Raw genomic sequence first — 22,535 nt, 5'->3', positions numbered from 1 at the left:
CCACACCAACCGTCTTTTTGGCGTCGGGGCCGGCCACGGCCGGTCCCGGCAGGCGAAGGAAGTAGGACAACTTGCTCGACGTCAACGTCTTCGACGAGCTGCGTATCGGCCTGGCCACGGCCGACGACATCCGTGCGTGGTCGCACGGTGAGGTGAAGAAGCCCGAGACCATCAACTACCGCACCCTCAAGCCCGAGAAGGACGGACTCTTCTGCGAGAAGATCTTCGGCCCCACCCGGGACTGGGAGTGCTACTGCGGCAAGTACAAGCGCGTGCGCTTCAAGGGCATCATCTGCGAGCGCTGCGGCGTCGAGGTGACGCGCTCGAAGGTGCGTCGTGAGCGCATGGGCCACATCGAGCTCGCCGCGCCGGTCACGCACATCTGGTTCTTCAAGGGCGTGCCCTCGCGCCTCGGCTACCTGCTCGACCTCGCCCCGAAGGACCTCGAGAAGGTCATCTACTTCGCGGCGTACATGATCACCTCGGTCGACGAGGAGGGCCGCCAGGAGGACCTCCCGAACCTCCAGAACGAGATCGACCTGGAGAAGAAGGAGATCGCGGACGCCCGCGACAACGACATCAACTCCCGCGCCCAGAAGCTCGAGGCCGACCTGGCCGAGCTCGAGGCCGAGGGTGCCAAGGCCGACGCGCGCCGCAAGGTCCGCGACTCGGCCGAGCGCGAGATGGCGCAGATCCGCAAGCGCGCCGACGCCCAGCTCGACCGTCTCGAGCAGGTGTGGGACCGCTTCAAGAACCTCAAGGTCGCCGACCTCGAGGGTGACGAGATGCTGTACCGCGCCCTCCAGGACCGCTACGGCACCTACTTCGAGGGCTCGATGGGCGCCGCGGCGATCCAGAAGCGTCTCCAGGACTTCGACCTGGAGGCGGAGGCCGAGTCCCTGCGCGAGACCATCCGCTCGGGCAAGGGCCAGCGCAAGACGCGTGCCCTCAAGCGCCTCAAGGTCGTCAACGCGTTCCTCACCACGACGAACTCGCCCACGGGCATGGTGCTCGACGCCGTCCCGGTCATCCCGCCGGACCTGCGCCCGATGGTGCAGCTCGACGGTGGCCGCTTCGCGACGAGCGACCTCAACGACCTGTACCGCCGCGTGATCAACCGGAACAACCGCCTCAAGCGTCTCCTCGACCTGGGTGCGCCGGAGATCATCGTCAACAACGAGAAGCGGATGCTCCAGGAGGCCGTGGACTCGCTGTTCGACAACGGCCGCCGTGGTCGTCCGGTCACCGGCCCGGGCAACCGCCCGCTCAAGTCCATCTCGGACATGCTCAAGGGCAAGCAGGGTCGTTTCCGTCAGAACCTGCTCGGCAAGCGCGTCGACTACTCGGGCCGTTCGGTCATCGTCGTCGGCCCGCAGCTCAAGCTGCACCAGTGCGGCCTGCCGAAGCAGATGGCGCTCGAGCTGTTCAAGCCGTTCGTCATGAAGCGCCTCGTGGACCTCAACCACGCGCAGAACATCAAGAGCGCGAAGCGCATGGTCGAGCGTGCCCGCCCGGTCGTGTGGGACGTGCTCGAAGAGGTCATCACCGAGCACCCCGTGCTGCTCAACCGTGCACCGACGCTGCACCGCCTGGGCATCCAGGCGTTCGAGCCGCAGCTCGTCGAGGGCAAGGCGATCCACCTGCACCCGCTCGTCTGCGCCGCGTTCAACGCGGACTTCGACGGTGACCAGATGGCCGTCCACCTGCCCCTGAGCGCCGAGGCGCAGGCCGAGGCCCGCATCCTCATGCTCTCGAGCAACAACATCCTCAAGCCGTCGGACGGCCGTCCGGTGACCATGCCCTCGCAGGACATGATCATCGGTCTGTACCACCTGACGAGCGACCGCGAGGGTGCCGAGGGCGAGGGTCGTGCGTTCGGCTCCGTGGCCGAGGCGATCATGGCGTTCGACCAGGGCACGCTGGACCTCAACGCCCGGGTGAAGATCCGCATCACGGACCTCGTCCCGCCGGTCTCCGGCTTCGAGGCTCCCGAGGGCTGGGAGGAGGGTCAGCCGATCCTCTTCGACACCACGCTCGGTCGCGCGCTGTTCAACGAGACGCTCCCCGTCGACTACCCGTACGTGAACTCGGTCGTCGACAAGAAGCGCCTCTCGGCGATCGTCAACGAGCTCGCGGAGCGCTACCCGAAGGTCGAGGTCGCGGCGTCGCTCGACGCGCTGAAGGCCGCCGGCTTCCGCTGGGCGACCCGCTCGGGCGTCACGATCGCGATCTCCGACGTGGCGACGCCCAAGGAGAAGGCCGTCATCCTCGAGCAGCACGAGGAGCGCGCGCTCAAGGTCCAGCAGCAGTACGACCGTGGTCTCATCACGGACGACGAGCGCCGTCAGGAGCTCATCGAGATCTGGACCCAGGCGACGGACAAGGTCGCGTCGGTCATGCGCGAGAACCTCGAGGCGAACGACCGCAACACCGTGTACCGCATGGTCGGTTCGGGTGCGCGTGGTAACTGGATGCAGGTCCGTCAGATCGCCGGTATGCGCGGTCTCGTGGCGAACCCGAAGGGCGAGATCATCCCGCGCCCGATCAAGTCCAACTACCGCGAGGGCCTGTCCGTCCTCGAGTACTTCATCGCGACGCACGGTGCCCGCAAGGGTCTGGCGGACACCGCGCTGCGGACCGCCGACTCGGGCTATCTCACGCGTCGTCTCGTGGACGTGTCGCAGGACGTCATCGTCCGCGAGGAGGACTGCGGCACCGAGCGCGGCCTGACCCTGCCGATCGCCGAGGAGCTCGCGGGCAAGCTCGTGCGCCACCCGAAGGTGGAGACGAGCGTCTACTCGCGCACCCTCGCGGCCGACCTGGTCGACCCCGACGGCAACGTCGTCGGCAAGGCCGGCGACGACGCGGGCGACGTCCTCATCGACGCCGCGGTCACCGCGGGCGTCCGCGAGGCCAAGGTCCGCTCGGTCCTCACGTGCGAGTCGCGCGTCGGCACGTGCGCGAAGTGCTACGGGCGCTCGCTCGCCACGGGCAAGCTCGTCGACATCGGCGAGGCGGTCGGCATCATCGCCGCCCAGTCGATCGGTGAGCCGGGCACGCAGCTGACGATGCGTACCTTCCACACCGGTGGTGTCGCCTCCGCGGACGACATCACGCAGGGTCTGCCGCGTGTCACGGAGCTCTTCGAGGCCCGCACCCCCAAGGGTGAGGCGCCCATCGCGGAGTTCTCGGGCCGCATCGCGATCGACGACTCGGAGCGCTCGCGCCGTCTGGTGCTCACTCCGGACGACGGCTCGGAGGAGATCGCCTACCCGGTGACGAAGCGTGCCCGCCTGCTCGTGCAGGACGGCGACCACGTGAACGTCGGCACGCAGCTCGTCCAGGGTGCGGTGGACCCGAAGAAGGTCCTGCGCATCCTCGGCCCGCGCGCCACGCAGAAGCACCTGGTGGACGAGGTCCAGGAGGTCTACCGCTCGCAGGGCGTGGACATCCACGACAAGCACATCGAGGTCATCGTGCGGCAGATGCTGCGTCGCGTGACCGTGCTCGACTCGGGCGACTCGCACCTCCTGCCGGGCGAGCTCGCCGAGCGCGGCCGCTTCGAGGACGCGAACCGTCGCGCGGTGGCGGAGGGTGGCCAGCCGGCCTCCGGCCGTCCGGAGCTGATGGGCATCACGAAGGCGTCGCTCGCGACGGACTCGTGGCTCTCGGCCGCGTCGTTCCAGGAGACGACGCGCGTGCTCACCGAGGCGTCGATGAGCGGTCGTCGTGACCCGCTCCTCGGCCTCAAGGAGAACGTCATCATCGGTAAGCTCATCCCGGCCGGTACCGGTCTTCCCCGGTACACCAAGGTCCAGGTCGAGCCGACCGAGCAGGCCAAGACGGAGCTCTACCCGAGCTTCGGCTACGACGAGATCGACTTCCCGGCGCTCGGCATGGGCTCCGGCGAGGCGATCCCGCTCGAGGACCTGGACTTCGGCGACTACCGCTGACGTCCCACGACGGGTGCCCGTCGGCTGCCGCGCCTCGTGCGCGGTGGCCGGCGGGCACCCGTCGTCGTCCCTCCTGCGGGACGACGACGGGCCCGGGGGAGCGGCCGTGCTCGCGACCTGCTCCTTTGACTCCTTGCCGGGTGGCAGGTAACCTGGTAAACCGTGCCCGCGCCGTCGGGCCCTCCGTGATGTCCCTGGCGGGACGGTGCGGGCGAGCGATCGTCGCACACCGCCGCGTGGCGGTCTCCGGACGGGCCGATGTGAGTGCCCGGGCACTCCGGATCCCGGTCCTGGTGGCGCGCTCGCGCCCACGGCCCGGAGCCGGACCATCGAGCCGGTGGTAGGTGGCTGCTGCAGCGTCTCTCGCGCTGCGGGTGCCTCGTGCGATCGGCTCCAGCAGCCAGCACGACCACCATCGGGGATAGCCCCGGTAGCTCGAGAAGACACGGAGACGTAGTGCCTACGATCCAGCAGCTCGTCCGCAAGGGGCGGACCTCGAAGGTGGGGAAGTCCAAGACTCCCGCCCTCAAGGGCTCCCCGCAGCGGCGCGGTGTGTGCACGCGCGTGTACACCACCACCCCGAAGAAGCCGAACTCCGCGCTGCGCAAGGTCGCTCGCGTGAAGCTCTCCTCCCAGGTCGAGGTCACGGCCTACATCCCCGGCGTCGGCCACAACCTCCAGGAGCACTCCATCGTGCTCGTGCGCGGCGGTCGTGTGAAGGACCTCCCGGGTGTGCGCTACAAGATCGTGCGCGGCGCGCTCGACACGCAGGGCGTGAAGAACCGCAAGCAGGCCCGCAGCCGCTACGGCGCCAAGAAGGAGAAGAGCTGATGCCTCGCAAGGGCCCGGCCCCGAAGCGGCCGCTCATCGTCGACCCGGTCTACGGGTCTCCCGTCGTCACGCAGCTCATCAACAAGGTGCTGCTCGACGGCAAGAAGTCCACCGCCGAGTCGATCGTCTACGGCGCCCTCGAGGGCGTCCGGGCGAAGACGGACGGCGACCCGGTCGTCGTGCTCAAGCGCGCGCTCGAGAACGTCCGCCCGGCGCTCGAGGTCCGCTCGCGCCGCGTCGGTGGTGCGACCTACCAGGTCCCGGTCGAGGTGCGCCCGGCGCGTGCGACGACCCTCGCGCTGCGCTGGCTCACGGACTACTCGCGCGCCCGTCGCGAGAAGACCATGACGGAGCGCCTCATGAACGAGATCCTCGACGCCAGCAACGGCCTCGGCGCCGCGGTCAAGCGCCGCGAGGACATGCACAAGATGGCGGAGTCCAACAAGGCCTTCGCCCACTACCGCTGGTAGTCCGCACGACGGGCCCCGGGGACCGGAGCGTCCCCGGGGCTGTCGGCGGGTCCGAGGCCGGTCATCCCGGTCCGAGCAGCGCCCCCGACTCAACCCATCTAACGAGGGAAGCAGACCGTGGCACTTGACGTGCTGACCGACCTGAGCAAGGTCCGCAACATCGGCATCATGGCCCACATCGATGCCGGGAAGACCACGACCACCGAGCGCATCCTGTTCTACACGGGTGTGAACTACAAGCTCGGCGAGACGCACGACGGCGCGTCCACGACCGACTGGATGGAGCAGGAGAAGGAGCGCGGCATCACGATCACGTCCGCCGCCGTCTCGTGCTACTGGAACAAGAACCAGATCAACATCATCGACACGCCCGGCCACGTCGACTTCACGGTCGAGGTCGAGCGCTCCCTGCGCGTGCTCGACGGCGCCGTCGCCGTCTTCGACGGCAAGGAGGGTGTCGAGCCGCAGTCTGAGACGGTGTGGCGCCAGGCGGACAAGTACAACGTCCCGCGCATCTGCTTCGTCAACAAGATGGACAAGCTCGGCGCGGACTTCTACTTCACCGTCGACACGATCATCAACCGCCTCAAGGCGAAGCCGCTGGTCATCCAGCTCCCGATCGGGGCCGAGAGCGACTTCACCGGTGTCGTGGACCTGCTCGAGATGAAGGCGCTCGTCTGGCACGGGGAGACCCAGCTCGGCGAGGCGTACGACACCGAGGAGATCCCCGCGGACCTGGTCGAGAAGGCCCAGCAGTACCGCAGCGAGCTCGTCGAGGCCGTCGCTGAGGCCGACGAGGAGCTGCTCGAGAAGTACCTCGGTGGCGAGGAGCTGACGATCGCCGAGCTCAAGGCCGGCATCCGCAAGCTCGTCATCGCGGGCGAGGCGTTCCCGGTCCTGTGCGGCTCCGCGTTCAAGAACAAGGGCGTCCAGCCCATGCTCGACGCGGTCATCGACTACCTGCCGTCGCCCCTCGACGTGCCGGCCATCGACGGTCACGACCCGAAGGACGAGGAGAAGGTCATCCAGCGTCACCCCGACGCCTCGGAGCCGTTCTCCGCGCTCGCCTTCAAGGTCGCGGCGCACCCGTTCTTCGGCAAGCTCACCTACGTGCGCGTGTACTCCGGTCGCGTCGAGCCCGGCCAGCAGGTCGCGAACTCGACCAAGGGCAAGAAGGAGCGCGTCGGCAAGATCTTCCAGATGCACTCCAACAAGGAGAACCCGGTCGACGAGGCGAGCGCCGGTCACATCTACGCGGTCATCGGCCTCAAGGACACCACGACCGGTGACACGCTGAGCGACATGGCGAACCCGGTCATCCTCGAGTCGATGAGCTTCCCCGAGCCCGTCATCGACGTGGCGATCGAGCCGAAGACGAAGGCCGACCAGGAGAAGCTCTCCACGGCGATCCAGAAGCTCGCCGAGGAGGACCCGACCTTCCGCGTGAAGCTGGACGACGAGACCGGCCAGACCGTCATCGGCGGCATGGGCGAGCTCCACCTCGACATCCTCGTCGACCGCATGCGTCGCGAGTTCAAGGTCGAGGCGAACGTCGGCAAGCCGCAGGTCGCGTACCGCGAGACGATCCGCCGCAAGGCCGAGAAGATCGAGTACACGCACAAGAAGCAGACCGGTGGGTCCGGGCAGTTCGCGAAGGTCCAGGTGACCTTCGAGCCGCTCGACACGTCCGAGGGCGAGCTCTACGAGTTCTCCAACGCGGTCACCGGTGGTCGCATCCCGCGCGAGTACATCCCCAGCGTCGACGCCGGCATCCAGTCCGCGATGGAGCTCGGCGTGCTCGCCGGCTTCCCGCTGGTCGGGGTGAAGGCGATCCTGCTCGACGGCGCCTACCACGAGGTCGACTCCTCGGAGATGGCGTTCAAGATCGCCGGCTCGATGGTCCTCAAGGAGGGCGTCAAGCGGGCGGACCCGGTTCTGCTGGAGCCGGTGATGGCGGTCGAGGTGCGTACGCCCGAGGAGTACATGGGCGACGTCATCGGCGACCTGAACTCACGTCGTGGAATGATCCAGTCCATGGAGGACGCGACGGGTGTGAAGGTCGTCCGGGCCCACGTACCGTTGTCAGAGATGTTCGGGTACATCGGTGACCTCCGGTCCAAGACCCAGGGTCGTGCGGTGTACTCGATGCAGTTCGACAACTACGCCGAGGTTCCTCGGAACGTTGCCGAAGAGATCATCAAGAAGACCCGGGGCGAGTGAGTCCCCACAGGTCGAAGACCCGCACAACCATCAACCTGTAGGAAACCGCAACGCCCCGCGGATGTAGGATCTCTCGGTCGACATTCGCAACGTTCGGCACATCTACCCAAGTCCCAGGAGGACCCCAGTGGCTAAGGCCAAGTTCGAGCGGACCAAGCCGCACGTCAACGTCGGCACCATCGGTCACGTCGACCACGGTAAGACGACGCTCACGGCGGCGATCTCGAAGACGCTCGCGGACACGTACCCGGACCTGCCGGCGAACACGCAGCGCAACTTCGACGAGATCGACGCGGCTCCCGAGGAGAAGCAGCGCGGTATCACGATCAACATCGCGCACATCGAGTACGAGACGCCGAAGCGCCACTACGCGCACGTCGACGCCCCGGGTCACGCCGACTACATCAAGAACATGATCACCGGTGCCGCCCAGATGGACGGCGCGATCCTGGTGGTCGCCGCGACCGACGGCCCGATGGCCCAGACGCGCGAGCACGTCCTGCTCGCCCGCCAGGTCGGCGTGCCGTACCTGCTCGTGGCGCTCAACAAGTCCGACATGGTCGACGACGAGGAGATCCTCGAGCTCGTCGAGATGGAGGTGCGCGAGCTCCTCTCCTCGCAGGAGTTCGACGGTGACAACGCGCCGGTCGTGCGCGTCTCCGGTCTCAAGGCGCTCGAGGGCGACCCCGAGTGGACCGCGAAGATCCTCGAGCTCATGGAGGCCGTGGACGAGAACGTCCCCGAGCCCGTCCGCGAGCTCGACAAGCCGTTCCTCATGCCCGTCGAGGACGTCTTCACGATCACCGGTCGTGGCACCGTCGTCACCGGCAAGGTGGAGCGTGGCACGCTCGACCTCAACTCGGACGTCGAGATCGTCGGCATCCGCTCGCCCCAGAAGACCACGGTCACGGGCATCGAGACGTTCCACAAGCAGATGGACCAGGCTCAGGCCGGCGACAACACCGGTCTGCTCCTGCGCGGCATCAAGCGCGAGGACGTCGAGCGCGGCCAGGTCGTCGTGAAGCCGGGCTCGATCACCCCGCACACGCAGTTCGAGGCGCAGGTCTACATCCTGGGCAAGGACGAGGGCGGCCGTCACAACCCGTTCTACTCGAACTACCGTCCGCAGTTCTACTTCCGCACGACGGACGTCACCGGCGTCATCACGCTGCCCGAGGGCACCGAGATGGTCATGCCCGGCGACAACACCGAGATGACGGTCGAGCTGATCCAGCCGATCGCCATGGAGGAGGGCCTCGGCTTCGCCATCCGTGAGGGTGGCCGCACCGTCGGCTCGGGCCGCGTCACCAAGATCCTCAAGTGATCTGACGCTGCCTCCGCAGCACCTCGTCGAAGGCCCGGTCCCGTCCGCGGGACCGGGCCTTCGGCCTGCGGTCACCGTCACACCGGCGTCGCGTCGTCCCGACTTGGACGACGGCGGCTTCGTGTGGCAGACTGTTCAGGTTGCCTGTTACGGGTGCGCTCTTTCACGTGTCGAACAGTGTGTTGAACCGGTCCTCTCGCCGAGGGCCAGGACCCCGGGACTTCTCCCGGGTCTGCGGGTTGAGCTCTCTGTGTCGCCATGGATCGAGTACCCCGCGGAACACACGTTCCGACAGGCTCGCACAAACGTTGTGGTCCGGTTCGCGGAGCCGTGCGTCAGCACGGAGCCCGGCGGGAGTCCACATATCCAACGGCCCTGCGCCTCTCGGCGTGTGCGCCCAGGTGCGTCGCGACTACGCGACACGCCCGAGCGCGGGGGTCGGACAGCTAGCGGTTCGAGAGAGAGAGTCAGACGACGCCATGGCGGGACAGAAGATCCGCATCCGGCTCAAGTCCTACGACCACGAGGTCATCGACAGCTCGGCGCGCAAGATCGTCGACACGGTGACGCGCGCTGGTGCAACGGTCGTGGGTCCGGTGCCGCTGCCGACGGAGAAGAACGTCTTCTGCGTCATCCGGTCGCCTCACAAGTACAAGGACAGCCGCGAGCACTTCGAGATGCGCACGCACAAGCGGCTGATCGACATCATCGATCCCACGCCGAAGGCGGTCGACTCGCTCATGCGTCTCGACCTGCCGGCTGACGTGAACATCGAGATCAAGCTCTGAGGCTGGAGGACATCATGACTACCCCCCAGCAGAACGCGCGCCCGGTCACCGCGGTGCTCGGCACGAAGCTCGGGATGACGCAGCTCTGGGACGAGGCCGGGCGCCTCGTGCCCGTCACCGTCGTCGCGGTCGGCACGAACGTCGTGACGCAGGTGCGCACGTCGGACGCCGACGGCTACGCCGCCGTGCAGCTCGCCTACGGCCAGATCGACCCGCGCAAGGTCACGAAGCCGCTCAAGGGCCACTTCGAGAAGGCCGGCGTCACGCCGCGTCGTCACGTCGCCGAGGTCCGCACCACCGACGCCACCGAGTACTCGCTCGGCCAGGAGATCACCGCGGAGGCCTTCGAGGCCGGCGCCGTGGTCGACGTCGTGGGCACGACCAAGGGCAAGGGCACCGCCGGTGTCATGAAGCGTCACGGCTTCTCCGGCGTGGGTGCCTCCCACGGCTCGCACCGCAACCACCGCAAGCCCGGCTCGATCGGTGGGGCCTCGACCCCGTCGCGAGTCTTCAAGGGCCTGCGCATGGCCGGTCGGATGGGCAACGTCCGTCAGACCACCCAGAACCTGACCGTCCACGCGGTCGACGCCGAGAAGGGTCTGCTGCTCGTCAAGGGCGCGGTTCCCGGCCCCAAGGGCGGCGTCGTCCTCGTGCGCAGCGCCGCGAAGGGAGCGTGAACCCCATGTCCGCTCTGACCGTTGACGTGCTGGACCCCAAGGGCAAGAAGGCCGGCACCGCCGAGCTCCCCGCCGAGGTGTTCGACGTCGAGCTCAACGTCCCGCTGATCCACCAGGTCGTCGTCGCCCAGCGTGCTGCCGCACGCCAGGGCACCCACGACACCAAGTCCCGCGGCGAGGTCCGCGGTGGTGGTCGCAAGCCGTACAAGCAGAAGGGCACCGGCCGCGCCCGCCAGGGTTCGACCCGTGCGCCGCAGTTCGCCGGCGGTGGCGTCGTCCACGGCCCCACGCCGCGCTCGTACGACCAGCGGACGCCCAAGAAGATGAAGGCCGCCGCGCTCCGCGGTGCCCTCTCGGACCGCGCCCGCAACGGCCGCGTCCACGTGGTGACCGGCTTCGGCGTCGACGGCGTGCCGTCGACCAAGACCGCCGTCACGACGCTCGCCAAGCTCTCCGGGCGCAAGCACGTCCTCGTCGTCACCGAGCGTGGCGACGAGCTGACGATCAAGTCGCTGCGGAACGTCGAGCAGGTCCACCTCCTGGTGGCCGACCAGCTCAACACCTACGACGTGCTCGTCTCCGACGACGTCGTCTTCACGCAGGGCGCGCTCGACGCGTTCCTGACGGGCCCGGCCACGGGTCGCTCCGCGAAGGCCGTCGCCACCTCCACCGAGGCGGACGAGACTGCTGCCGAGGAGGCCGCGAAGTGACCACCGTGACCAAGGACCCCCGTGACGTGATCCTCGCGCCGGTCGTCTCCGAGAAGAGCTACGGCCTGCTCGACGAGGGCAAGTACACGTTCGTCGTCGACCCGCGGGCCAACAAGACCGAGATCAAGATCGCCGTCGAGCAGATCTTCTCGGTCAAGGTCGCCTCGGTGAACACGATCAACCGCAAGGGCAAGACGCGTCGCACGCGTTTCGGCCTGGGCAAGCGCAAGGACACCAAGCGTGCGATCGTCACCCTCCGCGAGGGCACGATCGACATCTTCGGCTGAGCCGACGAGAGCAGATTGAGGACAGATCCCCATGGGAATCCGTAAGTACAAGCCGACGACGCCCGGCCGCCGCGGCTCGAGCGTCGCCGACTTCGCCGAGATCACGCGCTCGCAGCCGGAGAAGTCTCTGGTCCGCCCGCTCTCCAAGAGCGGCGGCCGCAACAGCTCCGGTCGTATCACCACCCGTCACAAGGGTGGTGGCCACAAGCGTGCGTACCGCGTGATCGACTTCCGTCGTCACGACAAGGACGGCGTGCCGGCGAAGGTCGCGCACATCGAGTACGACCCCAACCGCACCGCGCGCATCGCGCTCCTGCACTACGCGGACGGCGAGAAGCGCTACATCGTCGCGCCGGCCAAGCTCAAGCAGGGCGACGTCGTCGAGGCGGGCGCGGGCGCGGACATCAAGCCCGGCAACAACCTGCCGCTGCGCAACATCCCGACCGGTACGGTCATCCACGCCATCGAGCTCAAGCCCGGTGGCGGCGCGAAGATCGCCCGTTCGGCCGGTGCGTCCGTGCAGCTCGTCGCCAAGGACGGGCCGTACGCGCAGCTGCGCATGCCCTCCGGCGAGATCCGCAACGTCGACCTGCGCTGCCGCGCGACGGTCGGCGAGGTCGGCAACGCCGAGCAGTCGAACATCAACTGGGGCAAGGCCGGCCGCATGCGCTGGAAGGGCAAGCGCCCGACCGTCCGCGGTGTCGCCATGAACCCGATCGACCACCCGCACGGTGGTGGTGAGGGCAAGACCTCCGGTGGTCGCCACCCGGTGAGCCCCTGGGGCCAGCCGGAGGGTCGTACCCGCCGTCCCAACAAGCCGAGCGACAAGCTGATCGTGCGTCGTCGCCGTACCGGCAAGAAGCGCTGATAGGAGCCTGGAGACATGCCTCGTAGCCTGAAGAAGGGCCCCTTCGTCGACGACCACCTGCAGAAGAAGGTGGACGCTCAGAACGAGAAGGGGACCAAGAACGTCATCAAGACCTGGTCCCGTCGGTCGGTCATCACGCCCGACTTCCTCGGTCACACGTTCGCCGTGCACGACGGTCGCAAGCACACGCCGGTGTTCGTCACCGAGTCGATGGTCGGCCACAAGCTCGGCGAGTTCGCTCCCACGCGGACCTTCCGCGGCCACGTGAAGGACGACAAGAAGGGTCGTCGCCGCTGACCCCCGGGTCAGTCTGGTGACGACCTGGACGGTCAAGAGACAAGAAGGCAGGACAGCAATGGAAGCCAAGGCGCAGGCGCGGTTCGTCCGTGTCACGCCCCAGAAGGCCCGGCGCGTCGTGGACCTCATCCGTGGCAAGCAGGCCTCCGAGGCCGTCGCGGTGCTGAAGTTCGCACCGCAGGCGGCGAGCGAGCCCGTCCGCAAGGTCGTGGAGAGCGCCATCGCCAACGCCCGGGTGAAGGCGGACCGCGCGAGCGAAGCGTTCGAGGAGCAGGAGCTCGTCGTGCGTGAGGCGTTCGTCGACGAGGGCCCGACCCTCAAGCGTTTCCGCCCCCGGGCCCAGGGCCGTGCGAACCGCATCCTCAAGCGCACCAGCCACATCACCGTGGTCGTCGCTCCGCGTGAGAACACGAAGGGAAGTGCCCGATAGTGGGACAGAAGGTTCACCCGCACGGGTACCGCCTCGGCATCACCACCGACCACCGGTCGCGCTGGTTCGCCGACAGCACCAAGCCCGGCCAGCGGTACCGCGACTACGTCCGCGAGGACGTCCAGATCCGCAAGCTCATGAGCACGGGTCTCGAGCGCGCCGGCATCTCCAAGGTCGAGATCGAGCGCACCCGTGACCGCGTCCGCGTGGACATCCACACGGCGCGCCCGGGCATCGTCATCGGCCGCCGCGGCGCCGAGGCCGACCGCATCCGCGGCGAGCTCGAGAAGCTCACCGGCAAGCAGGTGCAGCTCAACATCCTCGAGGTGAAGAACGCCGAGACGGACGCGCAGCTCGTCGCGCAGGGCATCGCCGAGCAGCTCGCGAGCCGCGTCTCGTTCCGTCGTGCCATGCGCAAGGGCATCCAGTCCGCGCAGCGCGCCGGCGCGAAGGGCATCCGCGTGCAGGTCTCCGGCCGCCTCGGTGGCGCGGAGATGAGCCGGTCGGAGTTCTACCGCGAGGGTCGTGTGCCGCTGCACACGCTGCGCGCGTACATCGACTACGGCTTCTTCGAGGCCCGCACCACGTTCGGCCGCATCGGCGTGAAGGTGTGGATCTACAAGGGCGACGTCACCGAGAAGGAGTTCGCCGCGCAGCAGGCCACGGCCGCTCCGCGCCAGGGCCGTGGCGGCCCGCGCGGTGAGCGCGGCGGCGACCGTCGTGGTGGCGGCCGTCGTCCCGAGCGTTCGGCCGAGCGGACCCCCGCGTCCGAGTCGCCGGCGGCGCCCGAGCAGGCTGCTCCCGCCGCAGAGGCGAAGGCCCCTGAGACCGGAACGGAGGCCTGAGTCATGCTGATCCCGCGCAGGCTCAAGCACCGCAAGCAGCACCACCCGTCGCGCTCCGGCGCGGCGAAGGGTGGCACCCAGATCTCGTTCGGCGAGTACGGCATCCAGGCTCTCGAGCCGGCGTACGTGACGAACCGCCAGATCGAGGCTGCTCGTATCGCGATGACCCGCCACATCAAGCGTGGCGGCAAGGTCTGGATCAACATCTACCCGGACCGTCCCCTGACCAAGAAGCCTGCCGAGACCCGCATGGGTTCCGGTAAGGGTTCGCCCGAGTGGTGGGTCGCCAATGTCAAGCCCGGCCGGATCGTCTTCGAGCTGGCGGGTGTCCCGGAGGACCTGGCTCGCGAGGCCATGCGCCGCGCGATCCACAAGCTCCCGATGAAGTGCCGTTTCGTGGTGCGCGAGGGTGGTGGCAACTGATGGCAATCGGAACGAAGGGGCTCGCCCCCGTCGACCTCGACGCCATGGACGACGAGACGCTCGTCGCCGAGCTCAAGAAGGTCAAGGAGGAGCTCTTCAACCTCCGCTTCCAGTCGGCCACCGGCCAGCTGGAGAGCCACGGGCGCCTCAAGGCCGTCCGCCGCGACATCGCGCGGATCTACACGATCCTGCGTGAGCGCGAGCTCGGCATCCGAACCGCGCCGAGCGCCGAGTGAGTGAGGCTGGAATGAGCGAGAACGCAACGAACGCGCCCGAGGCGGCCGAGGAGCGCGCGCACCGTAAGACGCGCCGCGGCTACGTCGTGAGCGACAAGATGGACAAGACCGTGGTGGTCGAGGTCGAGGACCGGGTCAAGCACCCGCTCTACGGCAAGGTCATCCGCCGCACGAGCAAGGTCAAGGCGCACGACGAGCAGAACTCTGCCGGCGTGGGCGACCTGGTGCTCATCATGGAGACCCGCCCGCTGTCCGCGACCAAGCGGTGGCGCCTCGCGGAGATCCTCGAGAAGGCCAAGTGATCCACCGGTCGTGACGGGCGTGCCCCGGCTCGCTCGTCACGACCGCTCTCGTGCCGCACCGCGGTGCGGCAACCAGTGAGGACAGGTCGGGCGGGTCCACCGCCCGGTCCTGGCCGGTTCACCCGCGAGGGACCCGGCACTGACAGCTATCCGTTCGGCAAGGCTCGCCCCCGGCGAGAACCGGCTCGACGACAGGAGTTCATTACATGATCCAGCAGGAGTCGCGACTTCGTGTCGCCGACAACACGGGTGCCAAGGAGATTCTCTGCATCCGTGTTCTCGGTGGCTCGGGCCGTCGCTACGCCGGAATCGGCGACGTCATCGTCGCAACCGTCAAGGACGCGATCCCGGGCGGCAACGTGAAGAAGGGCGACGTGGTCAAGGCCGTCGTCGTCCGCACCGCCAAGGAGCGCCGTCGTCCGGACGGTTCCTACATCAAGTTCGACGAGAACGCCGCCGTGATCCTCAAGAACGACGGCGAGCCGCGCGGCACGCGCATCTTCGGCCCGGTCGGGCGCGAGCTGCGCGACAAGCGGTTCATGAAGATCATCTCGCTGGCTCCGGAGGTGCTCTGACCATGGCCAAGATCAAGAAGGGCGACCTCGTCGTCGTCATCGCGGGCAAGGACAAGGGCAAGCAGGGGCGCGTCCTCGAGGTGCTCACCGACCGTGACCGCGTCATCGTCGAGGGCGTCCAGCGCGTCACCAAGCACACCAAGGTCGGCCAGTCGCAGCGCGGCACGCGGACCGGTGGGATCGAGACCGTCGAGGCCCCGATCCACATCAGCAACGTGATGGTCGTCGACCCGGAGACCAAGAAGGGCACCCGCGTCGGGTACCGCACCGAAGAGGTCGAGCGTGACGGCCGCAAGCGCACCGTGCGCGTGCGTGTCGCCAAGCGCTCCGGGAAGGACATCTGATGAGCACCGAGATCGTCGCCCCCGAGGTGCCCCGCCTGAAGCAGCGCTACCGCGAGGAGATCGTCGCCGGTCTGCGGGAGGAGTTCGGGCACGAGAACGTCAACCAGGTCGCCCGCGTCACGAAGATCGTCGTGAACATGGGTGTCGGTGACGCCGCCAAGGACTCGAAGCTCATCGAGGGCGCCATCCGCGACCTGTCCGCGATCACCGGCCAGAAGCCGCAGGTGACCAAGGCCCGCAAGTCCATCGCGCAGTTCAAGCTGCGCGAGGGCATGCCGATCGGCGCGCACGTCACGCTGCGCGGCGACCGCATGTGGGAGTTCCTGGACCGCCTGCTGTCGATCGCCCTGCCGCGCATCCGCGACTTCCGCGGCCTGTCGCCTAAGCAGTTCGACGGGAACGGCAACTACACGTTCGGTCTCACGGAGCAGTCGATGTTCCACGAGATCGACCAGGACAAGATCGACCGTGTCCGCGGTATGGACATCACGATCGTGACCACGGCGACGACCGATGACGAGGGCCGCTCCCTGCTGCGCCGTCTCGGCTTCCCCTTCAAGGAGAACTGACATGGCGAAGAAGGCCCTGATCAACAAGGCGGCCGCCAAGCCGAAGTTCGCGGTCCGCGCCTACACCCGGTGCCAGAAGTGCGGTCGCCCGCACTCGGTGTACCGCAAGTTCGGCCTGTGCCGCATCTGCGTGCGCGAGATGGCCCACCGTGGTGAGCTTCCGGGCGTCACCAAGAGCAGCTGGTAACAACTACGTCGTAGGTCCTGGCGGAGCGCGTCGCTCGACGCGCCCCGCCCGGATACCACGTCGAGGAAGGGCTAGAGCCCGATGACGATGACCGACCCGATCGCAGACATGCTGACGCGTCTGCGGAACGCGAACTCGGCTTACCACGAGACGGTGACCATGCCGTACTCGAAGCTGAAGTCGCACATTGCCGAGATCCTCCAGGCCGAGGGCTACATCTCCGGCTGGAGCGTCGAGGACGCGACGGTGGGCAAGAACCTCACCATCCAGCTCAAGTTCGGCCCGAACCGTGAGCGCAGCCTCGCCGGCGTGCGCCGCGTGTCGAAGCCCGGCCTGCGCAAGTACGTCAAGTCCACCGAGCTGCCGAAGGTTCTCGGCGGCCTGGGCGTGGCGATCCTGTCCACGTCCTCCGGTCTGCTCACCGACAAGCAGGCCGCCACGAAGGGCGTGGGCGGCGAAGTCCTCGCCTACGTCTGGTAACCCGGAAAGGAGATACGCCATGTCTCGAATCGGCAAGATCCCCGTTCCGGTTCCCGCCGGAGTGGACGTCACCATCAGCGGCGCGCTCGTGACCGTGAAGGGCCCCAAGGGCTCGCTCGAGCACCACGTGCCCGCCCCCATCCAGGTCGCTCAGGAGGACGGCACCCTCGTGGTGTCGCGCCCGAACGACGAGCGCGAGTCCCGCGCGCTGCACGGCCTGACCCGCACCCTCCTGGCGAACCTCGTCCAGGGCGTGACGCAGGGCTACGAGAAGAAGCTCGAGATCGTCGGCACCGGTTACCGCGTGACGGCCAAGGGCTCGGACCTCGAGTTCGCCCTCGGCTTCAGCCACCCGGTCGTCGTGACCCCGCCCGCGGGCATCACGTTCGCGGTCGAGAGCCCGACGAAGTTCTCGGTCTCCGGCATCGACAAGCAGCAGGTCGGCGAGATCGCAGCGAACATCCGCAAGATCCGCAAGCCCGAGCCGTACAAGGGCAAGGGTGTGCGTTACGCCGGCGAGGTCGTCCGCCGCAAGGCTGGAAAGGCTGGTAAGTAACGATGGCTCTGAAGGTTCTCGGCAAGGGCAAGGCCGTCGCGCGTCAGCGCCGGCACCTGCGCCTGCGCAAGAAGATCAAGGGGACCGCCGGTCGTCCGCGCCTCGTGGTGACGCGTTCCACGCGTCACATCACGGCTCAGGTCGTGGACGACACGATCGGTCAGACGCTCGCGTCGGCCTCGTCGCTCGAGGCGGACCTGCGTGCGCTCGACGGCGACAAGAGCGCCAAGGCCCGCAAGGTCGGCGAGCTCGTCGCCGAGCGTGCGAAGGCCAAGGGCGTCGACTCCGTCGTCTTCGACCGTGGTGGCAACAAGTACCACGGTCGGGTCGCTGCGGTCGCCGACGGCGCTCGCGAGGGCGGTCTGTCCCTGTGACGACGCCGACCATCCCCACACGGAAGCAAAGGATTCTCTGATGGCTGCAGGGCAGCGCAGCAACACCGGCGCCCCCACGGGTGCCGCCAACGAGTCGAGCGACCAGAACGCGCGCGGGGGGCGCCGCGACGACCGTCGCGGTGACCGTCGCGACGGTCGCCGTGGCGACGCAGCCGAGAAGAACGCCTTCGTCGAGCGCGTCGTCACCATCAACCGCGTCTCCAAGGTCGTCAAGGGCGGCCGCCGCTTCAGCTTCACCGCGCTCGTCGTGGTGGGCGACGGCGACGGCACCGTCGGCGTCGGCTACGGCAAGGCGAAGGAGGTGCCCGCGGCGATCGCCAAGGGTGTCGAGGAGGCCAAGAAGAACTTCTTCAAGGTCCCGCGCATCCAGGGCACCATCCCGCACCCCATCCAGGGTGAGGCCGCCGCCGGCGTCGTGTTCCTCCGTCCGGCCGCTCCGGGTACCGGTGTGATCGCCGGTGGTCCGGTGCGCGCCGTGCTGGAGTGCGCGGGCATCCACGACGTGCTGAGCAAGTCGCTCGGCTCGTCCAACGCGATCAACATCGTGCACGCGACCGTCGAGGCCCTGCGCAACCTGGAGCAGCCTGAGGCTGTCGCCGCGCGCCGTGGTCTCCCGCTCGAGGACGTGGCCCCGGCCGCGCTCCTGCGTGCCCGTGCTGCGGGGGTGAACGCCTGATGGCCAGGCTCAAGGTGACCCAGACGAAGTCCGCCATCGGCGGCAAGCAGAACCAGCGCGACACGCTGCGCACTCTGGGCCTCAAGCGGATCGGCGACACCGCCGTGAAGGAGGACCGCCCGGAGATCCGCGGCATGGTCGCGACGGTGGCGCACCTCGTCACCGTTGAGGAGGTCGAGTGACCATGGCTGAGAAGGCCACCAAGGAGACCGCCGAGGCTCCGAAGAAGAAGACCGCTGCGAAGGCGTCTGCTCCGGCGAAGGCCGAGCAGACCCCCGCGCAGACCGAGGGTGCCGGCGGCACGCTCAAGGTCCACCACCTGCGTCCGGCTCCCGGCGCCAAGAAGGCCAAGACCCGCGTGGGTCGTGGTGAGGCGTCGAAGGGTAAGACGGCGGGCCGCGGTACCAAGGGTACGAAGGCTCGTTACCAGGTTCCCGAGCGCTTCGAGGGTGGGCAGATGCCTCTGCACATGCGCCTCCCGAAGCTGCGCGGCTTCAAGAACCCGTTCCGCACCGAGTACCAGGTCGTGAACCTGGACAAGCTCGCGGCGCTGTACCCCGAGGGTGGCCAGGTCACCGTCGAGGACCTCGTCGCGAAGGGCGCGGTCCGCAAGGGCCAGCTCGTCAAGGTGCTCGGCACGGGTGAGATCACCGTCAAGCTCGAGGTCGCGGTCGACGCCCTCTCGGGCGCGGCTCGCGAGAAGATCCTCGCGGCCGGCGGTTCGGTCTCGGAGGACTGACACCCCTGGACAGGGCCGGTGGCGCGTACGCGCCGTCGGCCCTGTCCGCGTCTGAGGGCGCCTCCCTGCACGACCCGTGGTCCGTCCGGCAGCGCACCACGGTCTAGACTCTCCGACGGCTGTCTCCCCGCACCCCGGGGGTGACCGCCGTCACTCCCAGGTCCACGGCCGGCCCGTCCGGTGATCGGGACCGACTTGCCGTTCGACGCGGCGCTACGGCTAGGGTGCCTCTTGGCGCCCGTGCCGTGCGTCACACCTCGCCGGGCCTCCCGGCGACACGACATCCCGCCTCGGCGGGCCAGGAGGATAGGTGCTCAGCGCATTCGCCCGGGCTTTCCGGACGCCCGACCTGCGGCGCAAGCTGCTGTTCACGATCGCGATCATGGCGATCTTCCGGGTGGGGTCGTTCATCCCCACGCCCGGCGTGGACTACCCCAACGTGCAGCAGTGCATCGCGGAGACCGCCGACGGCAACGACCTGCTCAGCCTGGTCAACCTCTTCAGCGGCGGCGCGCTGCTCCAGCTGTCGATCTTCGCGCTCGGCATCATGCCGTACATCACCGCGAGCATCATCGTCCAGCTGCTGCGCGTCGTGATCCCTCGCTTCGAGGCGCTCCACAAGGAGGGCCAGTCGGGCCAGGCGAAGCTGACGCAGTACACGCGCTACCTGACGATCGCGCTCGCCATCCTCCAGTCGACGACCGTCATCACGACGGCGCGCAACGGCCTGCTCTTCCAGGGCTGCTCCGTCGACGTCATCCCGGACGCCAGCTTCGTCACGATGGCCCTCATGGTCATCACGATGACCGCGGGCACCGGCCTCATCATGTGGCTCGGCGAGCTCATCACGGAGCGCGGCGTCGGCAACGGCATGTCGCTGCTCATCTTCACGTCCATCGCCGCGAGCTTCCCGACCGCCCTGTGGTCGATCGCCGGCGGCGCGAACGGCGCGACGAACTTCATCATCATGATCGCGGTCATCGTGCTCGTCATCGGGCTGGTCGTCTTCGTCGAGCAGTCCCAGCGCCGCGTGCCGGTGCAGTACGCCAAGCGCATGGTCGGTCGCCGCATGTACGGCGGCTCGAGCACCTACATCCCGATCAAGATCAACATGGCGGGTGTCATCCCGGTGATCTTCGCGGCCTCGCTGCTCGCGGTCCCGGGCCTCATCGCGCAGTTCGGCGACCAGAGCGCCGACTGGGTGATCTGGATCAGCACCAACCTGGCCGACCCGTCCGCGCCGCTGCACATCCTGCTGTACGTGCTGATGATCCTGTTCTTCTGCTTCTTCTACACGTCGATCACGTTCAACCCGGACGAGGTCGCGGACAACATGAAGAAGTACGGCGGCTTCATCCCGGGCATCCGTGCCGGCCGGCCCACCGCCGAGTACCTCGACTACGTCATCACCCGCATCACCTCCGCGGGTGCCATCTACCTCGCGCTCGTCGCACTGCTGCCGACGCTGGTCCTCATCGGGCTCGGCGTGAGCACGAACATCCCGTTCGGTGGCTCCTCGATCATCATCGTCGTCGGCGTCGGCCTGGAGACGGTCAAGCAGATCAACTCCCAGCTGCAGCAGCGCCACTACGAAGGGTTCCTCCGTTGAGCAACGCCACCGACGGCCAGTCCGCCACGCGCCCCGCGCGCCTCGTCATCATGGGCCCGCAGGGCGCGGGCAAGGGGACGCAGGCCGCCCGGCTCGCCGAGCAGCTGTCCATCCCGGCGATCTCGACCGGCGACATCTTCCGGGCGAACATCAAGGGCGGCACGGAGCTCGGCCGCCTCGCGCAGGAGTACACCGCGAAGGGCGACCTCGTCCCCGACTCGGTGACGAACGCGATGGTCCGCGACCGTCTCGCGCAGGACGACGCCGCGCAGGGGTTCATCCTCGACGGCTACCCGCGCAACGCGGCCCAGGTCGTCGAGCTCGACGCGATCCTCGCCGACCTGGGCGTCGCGCTGGACGGCGTCGTGGAGCTCACCGCGGACCGTGACGAGCTGCTCGCGCGCCTCGCGAAGCGCGCGGAGATCGAGGGTCGCGAGGACGACACGGAGGAGGCCATCGCGCGCCGCCTCGACATCTACGCGGAGCAGACGGCGCCGCTCACCTCCGCCTACGCGGACCGCGGCCTGCTGGTGCGGGTCGACGGGATCGGCGACATCGACGAGGTCACCGGCCGCATCGTGTCGGCGCTGACCGCGCTCGTCGGCTGAGCGCCCGCACGTCTTTCCGTCGGTTCTGAGGAGCAGCAGGGTGTTCGGTCGCGAGCGCATCGAGTACAAGACGCACGACCAGGTCCGGTCCATGCGCAGCGCCGGCCTCGTCGTGGCGCGCGCGCTCGGGACGGTGCGCGACGCCGTCCGACCGGGCATGACGACCGCCGACCTCGACGCGCTCGCCGCCGCGGTCATCGCCGACGCCGGGGCGACGCCGTCGTTCCTCGGGTACGAGGGCTACCCGGCGTCGCTCTGCGTGTCGGTGAACGACGAGGTCGTCCACGGCATCCCCGGGCCGCGGGAGCTGCGCCCGGGGGACGTCGTCTCCGTCGACTGCGGGGCCGTCGTCGACGGCTGGCACGGTGACTCGGCGGTCTCGTTCGTGCTCGGTGAGGGCGACCCGCACGACGAGGCGCTCGTCGAGGCCACGCGCCGCGCCATGTGGGCCGGGATCGCCGCGCTCGCGACGAGCGAGCGGCTGTGCGACGTCGGGGCCGCCATCGAGGACTCGGTGCGTGTCTCGGGGGAGTCTGACGGCGTCACCTACGGCATCGTCGAGGACTACGTCGGCCACGGGATCGGGTCCGCGATGCACCAGCCCCCGGACGTCCCGAACTACCGCACGCGCGAGAAGGGCCCGCGGCTGCGCCCGGGCATGTGCCTCGCGATCGAGCCGATGCTCACGCGGGGCGAGCGGTTCACCGAGGTGTGCGAGGACGACTGGACGGTCGTGACGGACGACGGCACCCGTGCCGCGCACTGGGAGCACAGCGTCGCGATCCTCGACGAGGGCATCTGGGTCCTCACCGCGCCCGACGGCGGCGCCGCGGAGCTCGCGGAGCTCGGCGTGCGCGTCGCACCGCTCGCGGCCTGACCGCGCACCGGCCCGTCGCGGGCCGGCTCGCTCCCGTCCGGCAGCGCCCGACGGACCCGGCGCGACGGGGGAGTGACGCGTCGCGCCGCGCGTCCGACCCGCCACGGTTTCCCGTCCCTTGCCGGATGCCGTAGGATGGTCCGTCGGGTGTAGTCCGTGCACGTCGTTCATCCGGCCCCCGTCCCTCGGGACCCGGGCGACCGACCACCGCACGCGGCTCCACGCACCTCCCACGATCGGACGACCCTCGGGTCGGGCG

The 22,535-nt window shown here is 68.5% G+C and carries 29 protein-coding genes; all 29 read left to right on the top strand.

Translation table 11 applies throughout. The annotated features are described in order from the left end of the window. Positions 1-71: 71 nt before the first annotated feature. The 29 genes from E1O70_RS10435 (at position 72) to map (ending at position 22,276) form a co-directional block, all read left to right on the top strand. Entirely contained in the window at positions 72-3,953 is a 3,882-nt protein-coding gene (locus E1O70_RS10435; RefSeq protein WP_061268496.1) for a DNA-directed RNA polymerase subunit beta', read from the top strand. Positions 3,954-4,409: 456 nt separating this feature from the next. Beyond that, positions 4,410-4,784 (top strand): 30S ribosomal protein S12, encoded by a 375-nt coding sequence (gene rpsL, locus E1O70_RS10430; protein WP_021479869.1) that lies wholly within the window; start codon positions 4,410-4,412, stop codon positions 4,782-4,784. Then, a complete protein-coding gene (gene rpsG / locus E1O70_RS10425) occupies positions 4,784-5,254 on the top strand; it encodes a 30S ribosomal protein S7 (protein WP_021479870.1) in 471 nt (156 codons plus the stop codon). Before rpsL ends, rpsG begins: the two co-directional genes overlap by 1 nt. Before the next feature lie 117 nt (positions 5,255-5,371). Further along, positions 5,372-7,474: an elongation factor G gene (gene fusA / locus E1O70_RS10420; protein WP_021479871.1), complete on the top strand. Its 2,103-nt coding sequence runs from the start codon at positions 5,372-5,374 to the stop codon at positions 7,472-7,474. Positions 7,475-7,601: 127 nt separating this feature from the next. Then, positions 7,602-8,798, top strand: coding sequence for an elongation factor Tu (gene tuf, locus E1O70_RS10415; RefSeq protein ID WP_021479872.1), 1,197 nt, complete (start codon positions 7,602-7,604; stop codon positions 8,796-8,798). A gap of 479 nt (positions 8,799-9,277) precedes the next feature. Further along, on the top strand, positions 9,278-9,586 hold the full coding sequence (gene rpsJ / locus E1O70_RS10410; RefSeq protein ID WP_012867945.1) for a 30S ribosomal protein S10: 309 nt from the start codon (positions 9,278-9,280) through the stop codon (positions 9,584-9,586). Positions 9,587-9,600: 14 nt separating this feature from the next. Further along, positions 9,601-10,263, top strand: a complete 663-nt coding sequence (rplC, locus tag E1O70_RS10405; RefSeq protein ID WP_021479874.1) for a 50S ribosomal protein L3 — start codon at positions 9,601-9,603, stop codon at positions 10,261-10,263. Positions 10,264-10,268: 5 nt separating this feature from the next. Continuing rightward, entirely contained in the window at positions 10,269-10,973 is a 705-nt protein-coding gene (rplD, locus tag E1O70_RS10400; protein ID WP_034654917.1) for a 50S ribosomal protein L4, read from the top strand. Next, positions 10,970-11,260, top strand: a complete 291-nt coding sequence (gene rplW / locus E1O70_RS10395; protein ID WP_021479876.1) for a 50S ribosomal protein L23 — start codon at positions 10,970-10,972, stop codon at positions 11,258-11,260. Before rplD ends, rplW begins: the two co-directional genes overlap by 4 nt. 31 nt (positions 11,261-11,291) lie before the next feature. Further along, complete coding sequence (gene rplB, locus E1O70_RS10390; protein ID WP_021479877.1) at positions 11,292-12,128, top strand: 50S ribosomal protein L2; 837 nt, start codon at positions 11,292-11,294, stop codon at positions 12,126-12,128. Positions 12,129-12,143: 15 nt separating this feature from the next. Further along, entirely contained in the window at positions 12,144-12,425 is a 282-nt protein-coding gene (gene rpsS, locus E1O70_RS10385) for a 30S ribosomal protein S19 (RefSeq protein WP_021479878.1), read from the top strand. A 58-nt stretch (positions 12,426-12,483) separates the two neighbouring features. After that, positions 12,484-12,855, top strand: coding sequence for a 50S ribosomal protein L22 (gene rplV, locus E1O70_RS10380; RefSeq protein ID WP_021479879.1), 372 nt, complete (start codon positions 12,484-12,486; stop codon positions 12,853-12,855). Beyond that, entirely contained in the window at positions 12,855-13,700 is an 846-nt protein-coding gene (gene rpsC / locus E1O70_RS10375; RefSeq protein ID WP_034654910.1) for a 30S ribosomal protein S3, read from the top strand. Before rplV ends, rpsC begins: the two co-directional genes overlap by 1 nt. A 3-nt stretch (positions 13,701-13,703) precedes the next feature. Beyond that, positions 13,704-14,123, top strand: a complete 420-nt coding sequence (rplP, locus tag E1O70_RS10370) for a 50S ribosomal protein L16 (protein WP_021480428.1) — start codon at positions 13,704-13,706, stop codon at positions 14,121-14,123. Next, positions 14,123-14,359 (top strand): 50S ribosomal protein L29, encoded by a 237-nt coding sequence (rpmC, locus tag E1O70_RS10365; RefSeq protein WP_021480429.1) that lies wholly within the window; start codon positions 14,123-14,125, stop codon positions 14,357-14,359. The genes rplP and rpmC overlap by 1 nt, the downstream gene beginning before the upstream one ends. Positions 14,360-14,370: 11 nt before the next feature. Then, a complete protein-coding gene (gene rpsQ, locus E1O70_RS10360) occupies positions 14,371-14,661 on the top strand; it encodes a 30S ribosomal protein S17 (protein WP_021480430.1) in 291 nt (96 codons plus the stop codon). A 206-nt stretch (positions 14,662-14,867) separates the two neighbouring features. After that, positions 14,868-15,236, top strand: coding sequence for a 50S ribosomal protein L14 (gene rplN / locus E1O70_RS10355; RefSeq protein ID WP_021480431.1), 369 nt, complete (start codon positions 14,868-14,870; stop codon positions 15,234-15,236). 2 nt (positions 15,237-15,238) lie between these two features. Beyond that, positions 15,239-15,580, top strand: a complete 342-nt coding sequence (gene rplX / locus E1O70_RS10350) for a 50S ribosomal protein L24 (protein WP_021480432.1) — start codon at positions 15,239-15,241, stop codon at positions 15,578-15,580. Beyond that, a complete protein-coding gene (rplE, locus tag E1O70_RS10345; protein WP_021480433.1) occupies positions 15,580-16,149 on the top strand; it encodes a 50S ribosomal protein L5 in 570 nt (189 codons plus the stop codon). Before rplX ends, rplE begins: the two co-directional genes overlap by 1 nt. Position 16,150: 1 nt before the next feature. After that, positions 16,151-16,336 (top strand): type Z 30S ribosomal protein S14, encoded by a 186-nt coding sequence (locus E1O70_RS10340; protein ID WP_021480434.1) that lies wholly within the window; start codon positions 16,151-16,153, stop codon positions 16,334-16,336. Between the two features lie 81 nt (positions 16,337-16,417). Continuing rightward, positions 16,418-16,816 (top strand): 30S ribosomal protein S8, encoded by a 399-nt coding sequence (gene rpsH, locus E1O70_RS10335; RefSeq protein ID WP_021480435.1) that lies wholly within the window; start codon positions 16,418-16,420, stop codon positions 16,814-16,816. Between the two features lie 19 nt (positions 16,817-16,835). Beyond that, positions 16,836-17,372 carry a 50S ribosomal protein L6 gene (gene rplF, locus E1O70_RS10330; RefSeq protein ID WP_021480436.1) on the top strand — a complete coding sequence of 179 codons (537 nt, stop codon included), beginning with the start codon at positions 16,836-16,838 and terminating at the stop codon, positions 17,370-17,372. A gap of 2 nt (positions 17,373-17,374) precedes the next feature. After that, on the top strand, positions 17,375-17,746 hold the full coding sequence (rplR, locus tag E1O70_RS10325) for a 50S ribosomal protein L18 (protein ID WP_021480437.1): 372 nt from the start codon (positions 17,375-17,377) through the stop codon (positions 17,744-17,746). 40 nt (positions 17,747-17,786) lie between these two features. Further along, positions 17,787-18,443 (top strand): 30S ribosomal protein S5, encoded by a 657-nt coding sequence (gene rpsE, locus E1O70_RS10320; RefSeq protein ID WP_021480438.1) that lies wholly within the window; start codon positions 17,787-17,789, stop codon positions 18,441-18,443. Beyond that, on the top strand, positions 18,443-18,625 hold the full coding sequence (gene rpmD, locus E1O70_RS10315; RefSeq protein WP_021480439.1) for a 50S ribosomal protein L30: 183 nt from the start codon (positions 18,443-18,445) through the stop codon (positions 18,623-18,625). Before rpsE ends, rpmD begins: the two co-directional genes overlap by 1 nt. Before the next feature lie 2 nt (positions 18,626-18,627). Then, the gene (gene rplO, locus E1O70_RS10310) at positions 18,628-19,182 is read left to right on the top strand and encodes a 50S ribosomal protein L15 (RefSeq protein WP_074808895.1); all 555 of its coding nucleotides are present in this window, start codon (positions 18,628-18,630) and stop codon (positions 19,180-19,182) included. A 310-nt stretch (positions 19,183-19,492) separates the two neighbouring features. Further along, positions 19,493-20,791: a preprotein translocase subunit SecY gene (gene secY / locus E1O70_RS10305; RefSeq protein WP_021480441.1), complete on the top strand. Its 1,299-nt coding sequence runs from the start codon at positions 19,493-19,495 to the stop codon at positions 20,789-20,791. After that, positions 20,788-21,399, top strand: a complete 612-nt coding sequence (locus tag E1O70_RS10300; protein ID WP_276321414.1) for an adenylate kinase — start codon at positions 20,788-20,790, stop codon at positions 21,397-21,399. The genes secY and E1O70_RS10300 overlap by 4 nt, the downstream gene beginning before the upstream one ends. Before the next feature lie 40 nt (positions 21,400-21,439). After that, positions 21,440-22,276: a type I methionyl aminopeptidase gene (gene map / locus E1O70_RS10295; RefSeq protein WP_061268495.1), complete on the top strand. Its 837-nt coding sequence runs from the start codon at positions 21,440-21,442 to the stop codon at positions 22,274-22,276. Positions 22,277-22,535 lie beyond the last annotated feature (259 nt).

The sequence above is a fragment of the Cellulosimicrobium funkei genome, assembly GCF_004519295.1.
In the GTDB taxonomy this organism is placed as follows: Bacteria; Actinomycetota; Actinomycetes; order Actinomycetales; family Cellulomonadaceae; genus Cellulosimicrobium; species Cellulosimicrobium funkei.
The sequence above is the reverse complement of the archived record's forward strand: the minus strand, read 5'-3'. Positions and strand labels throughout refer to the sequence as shown.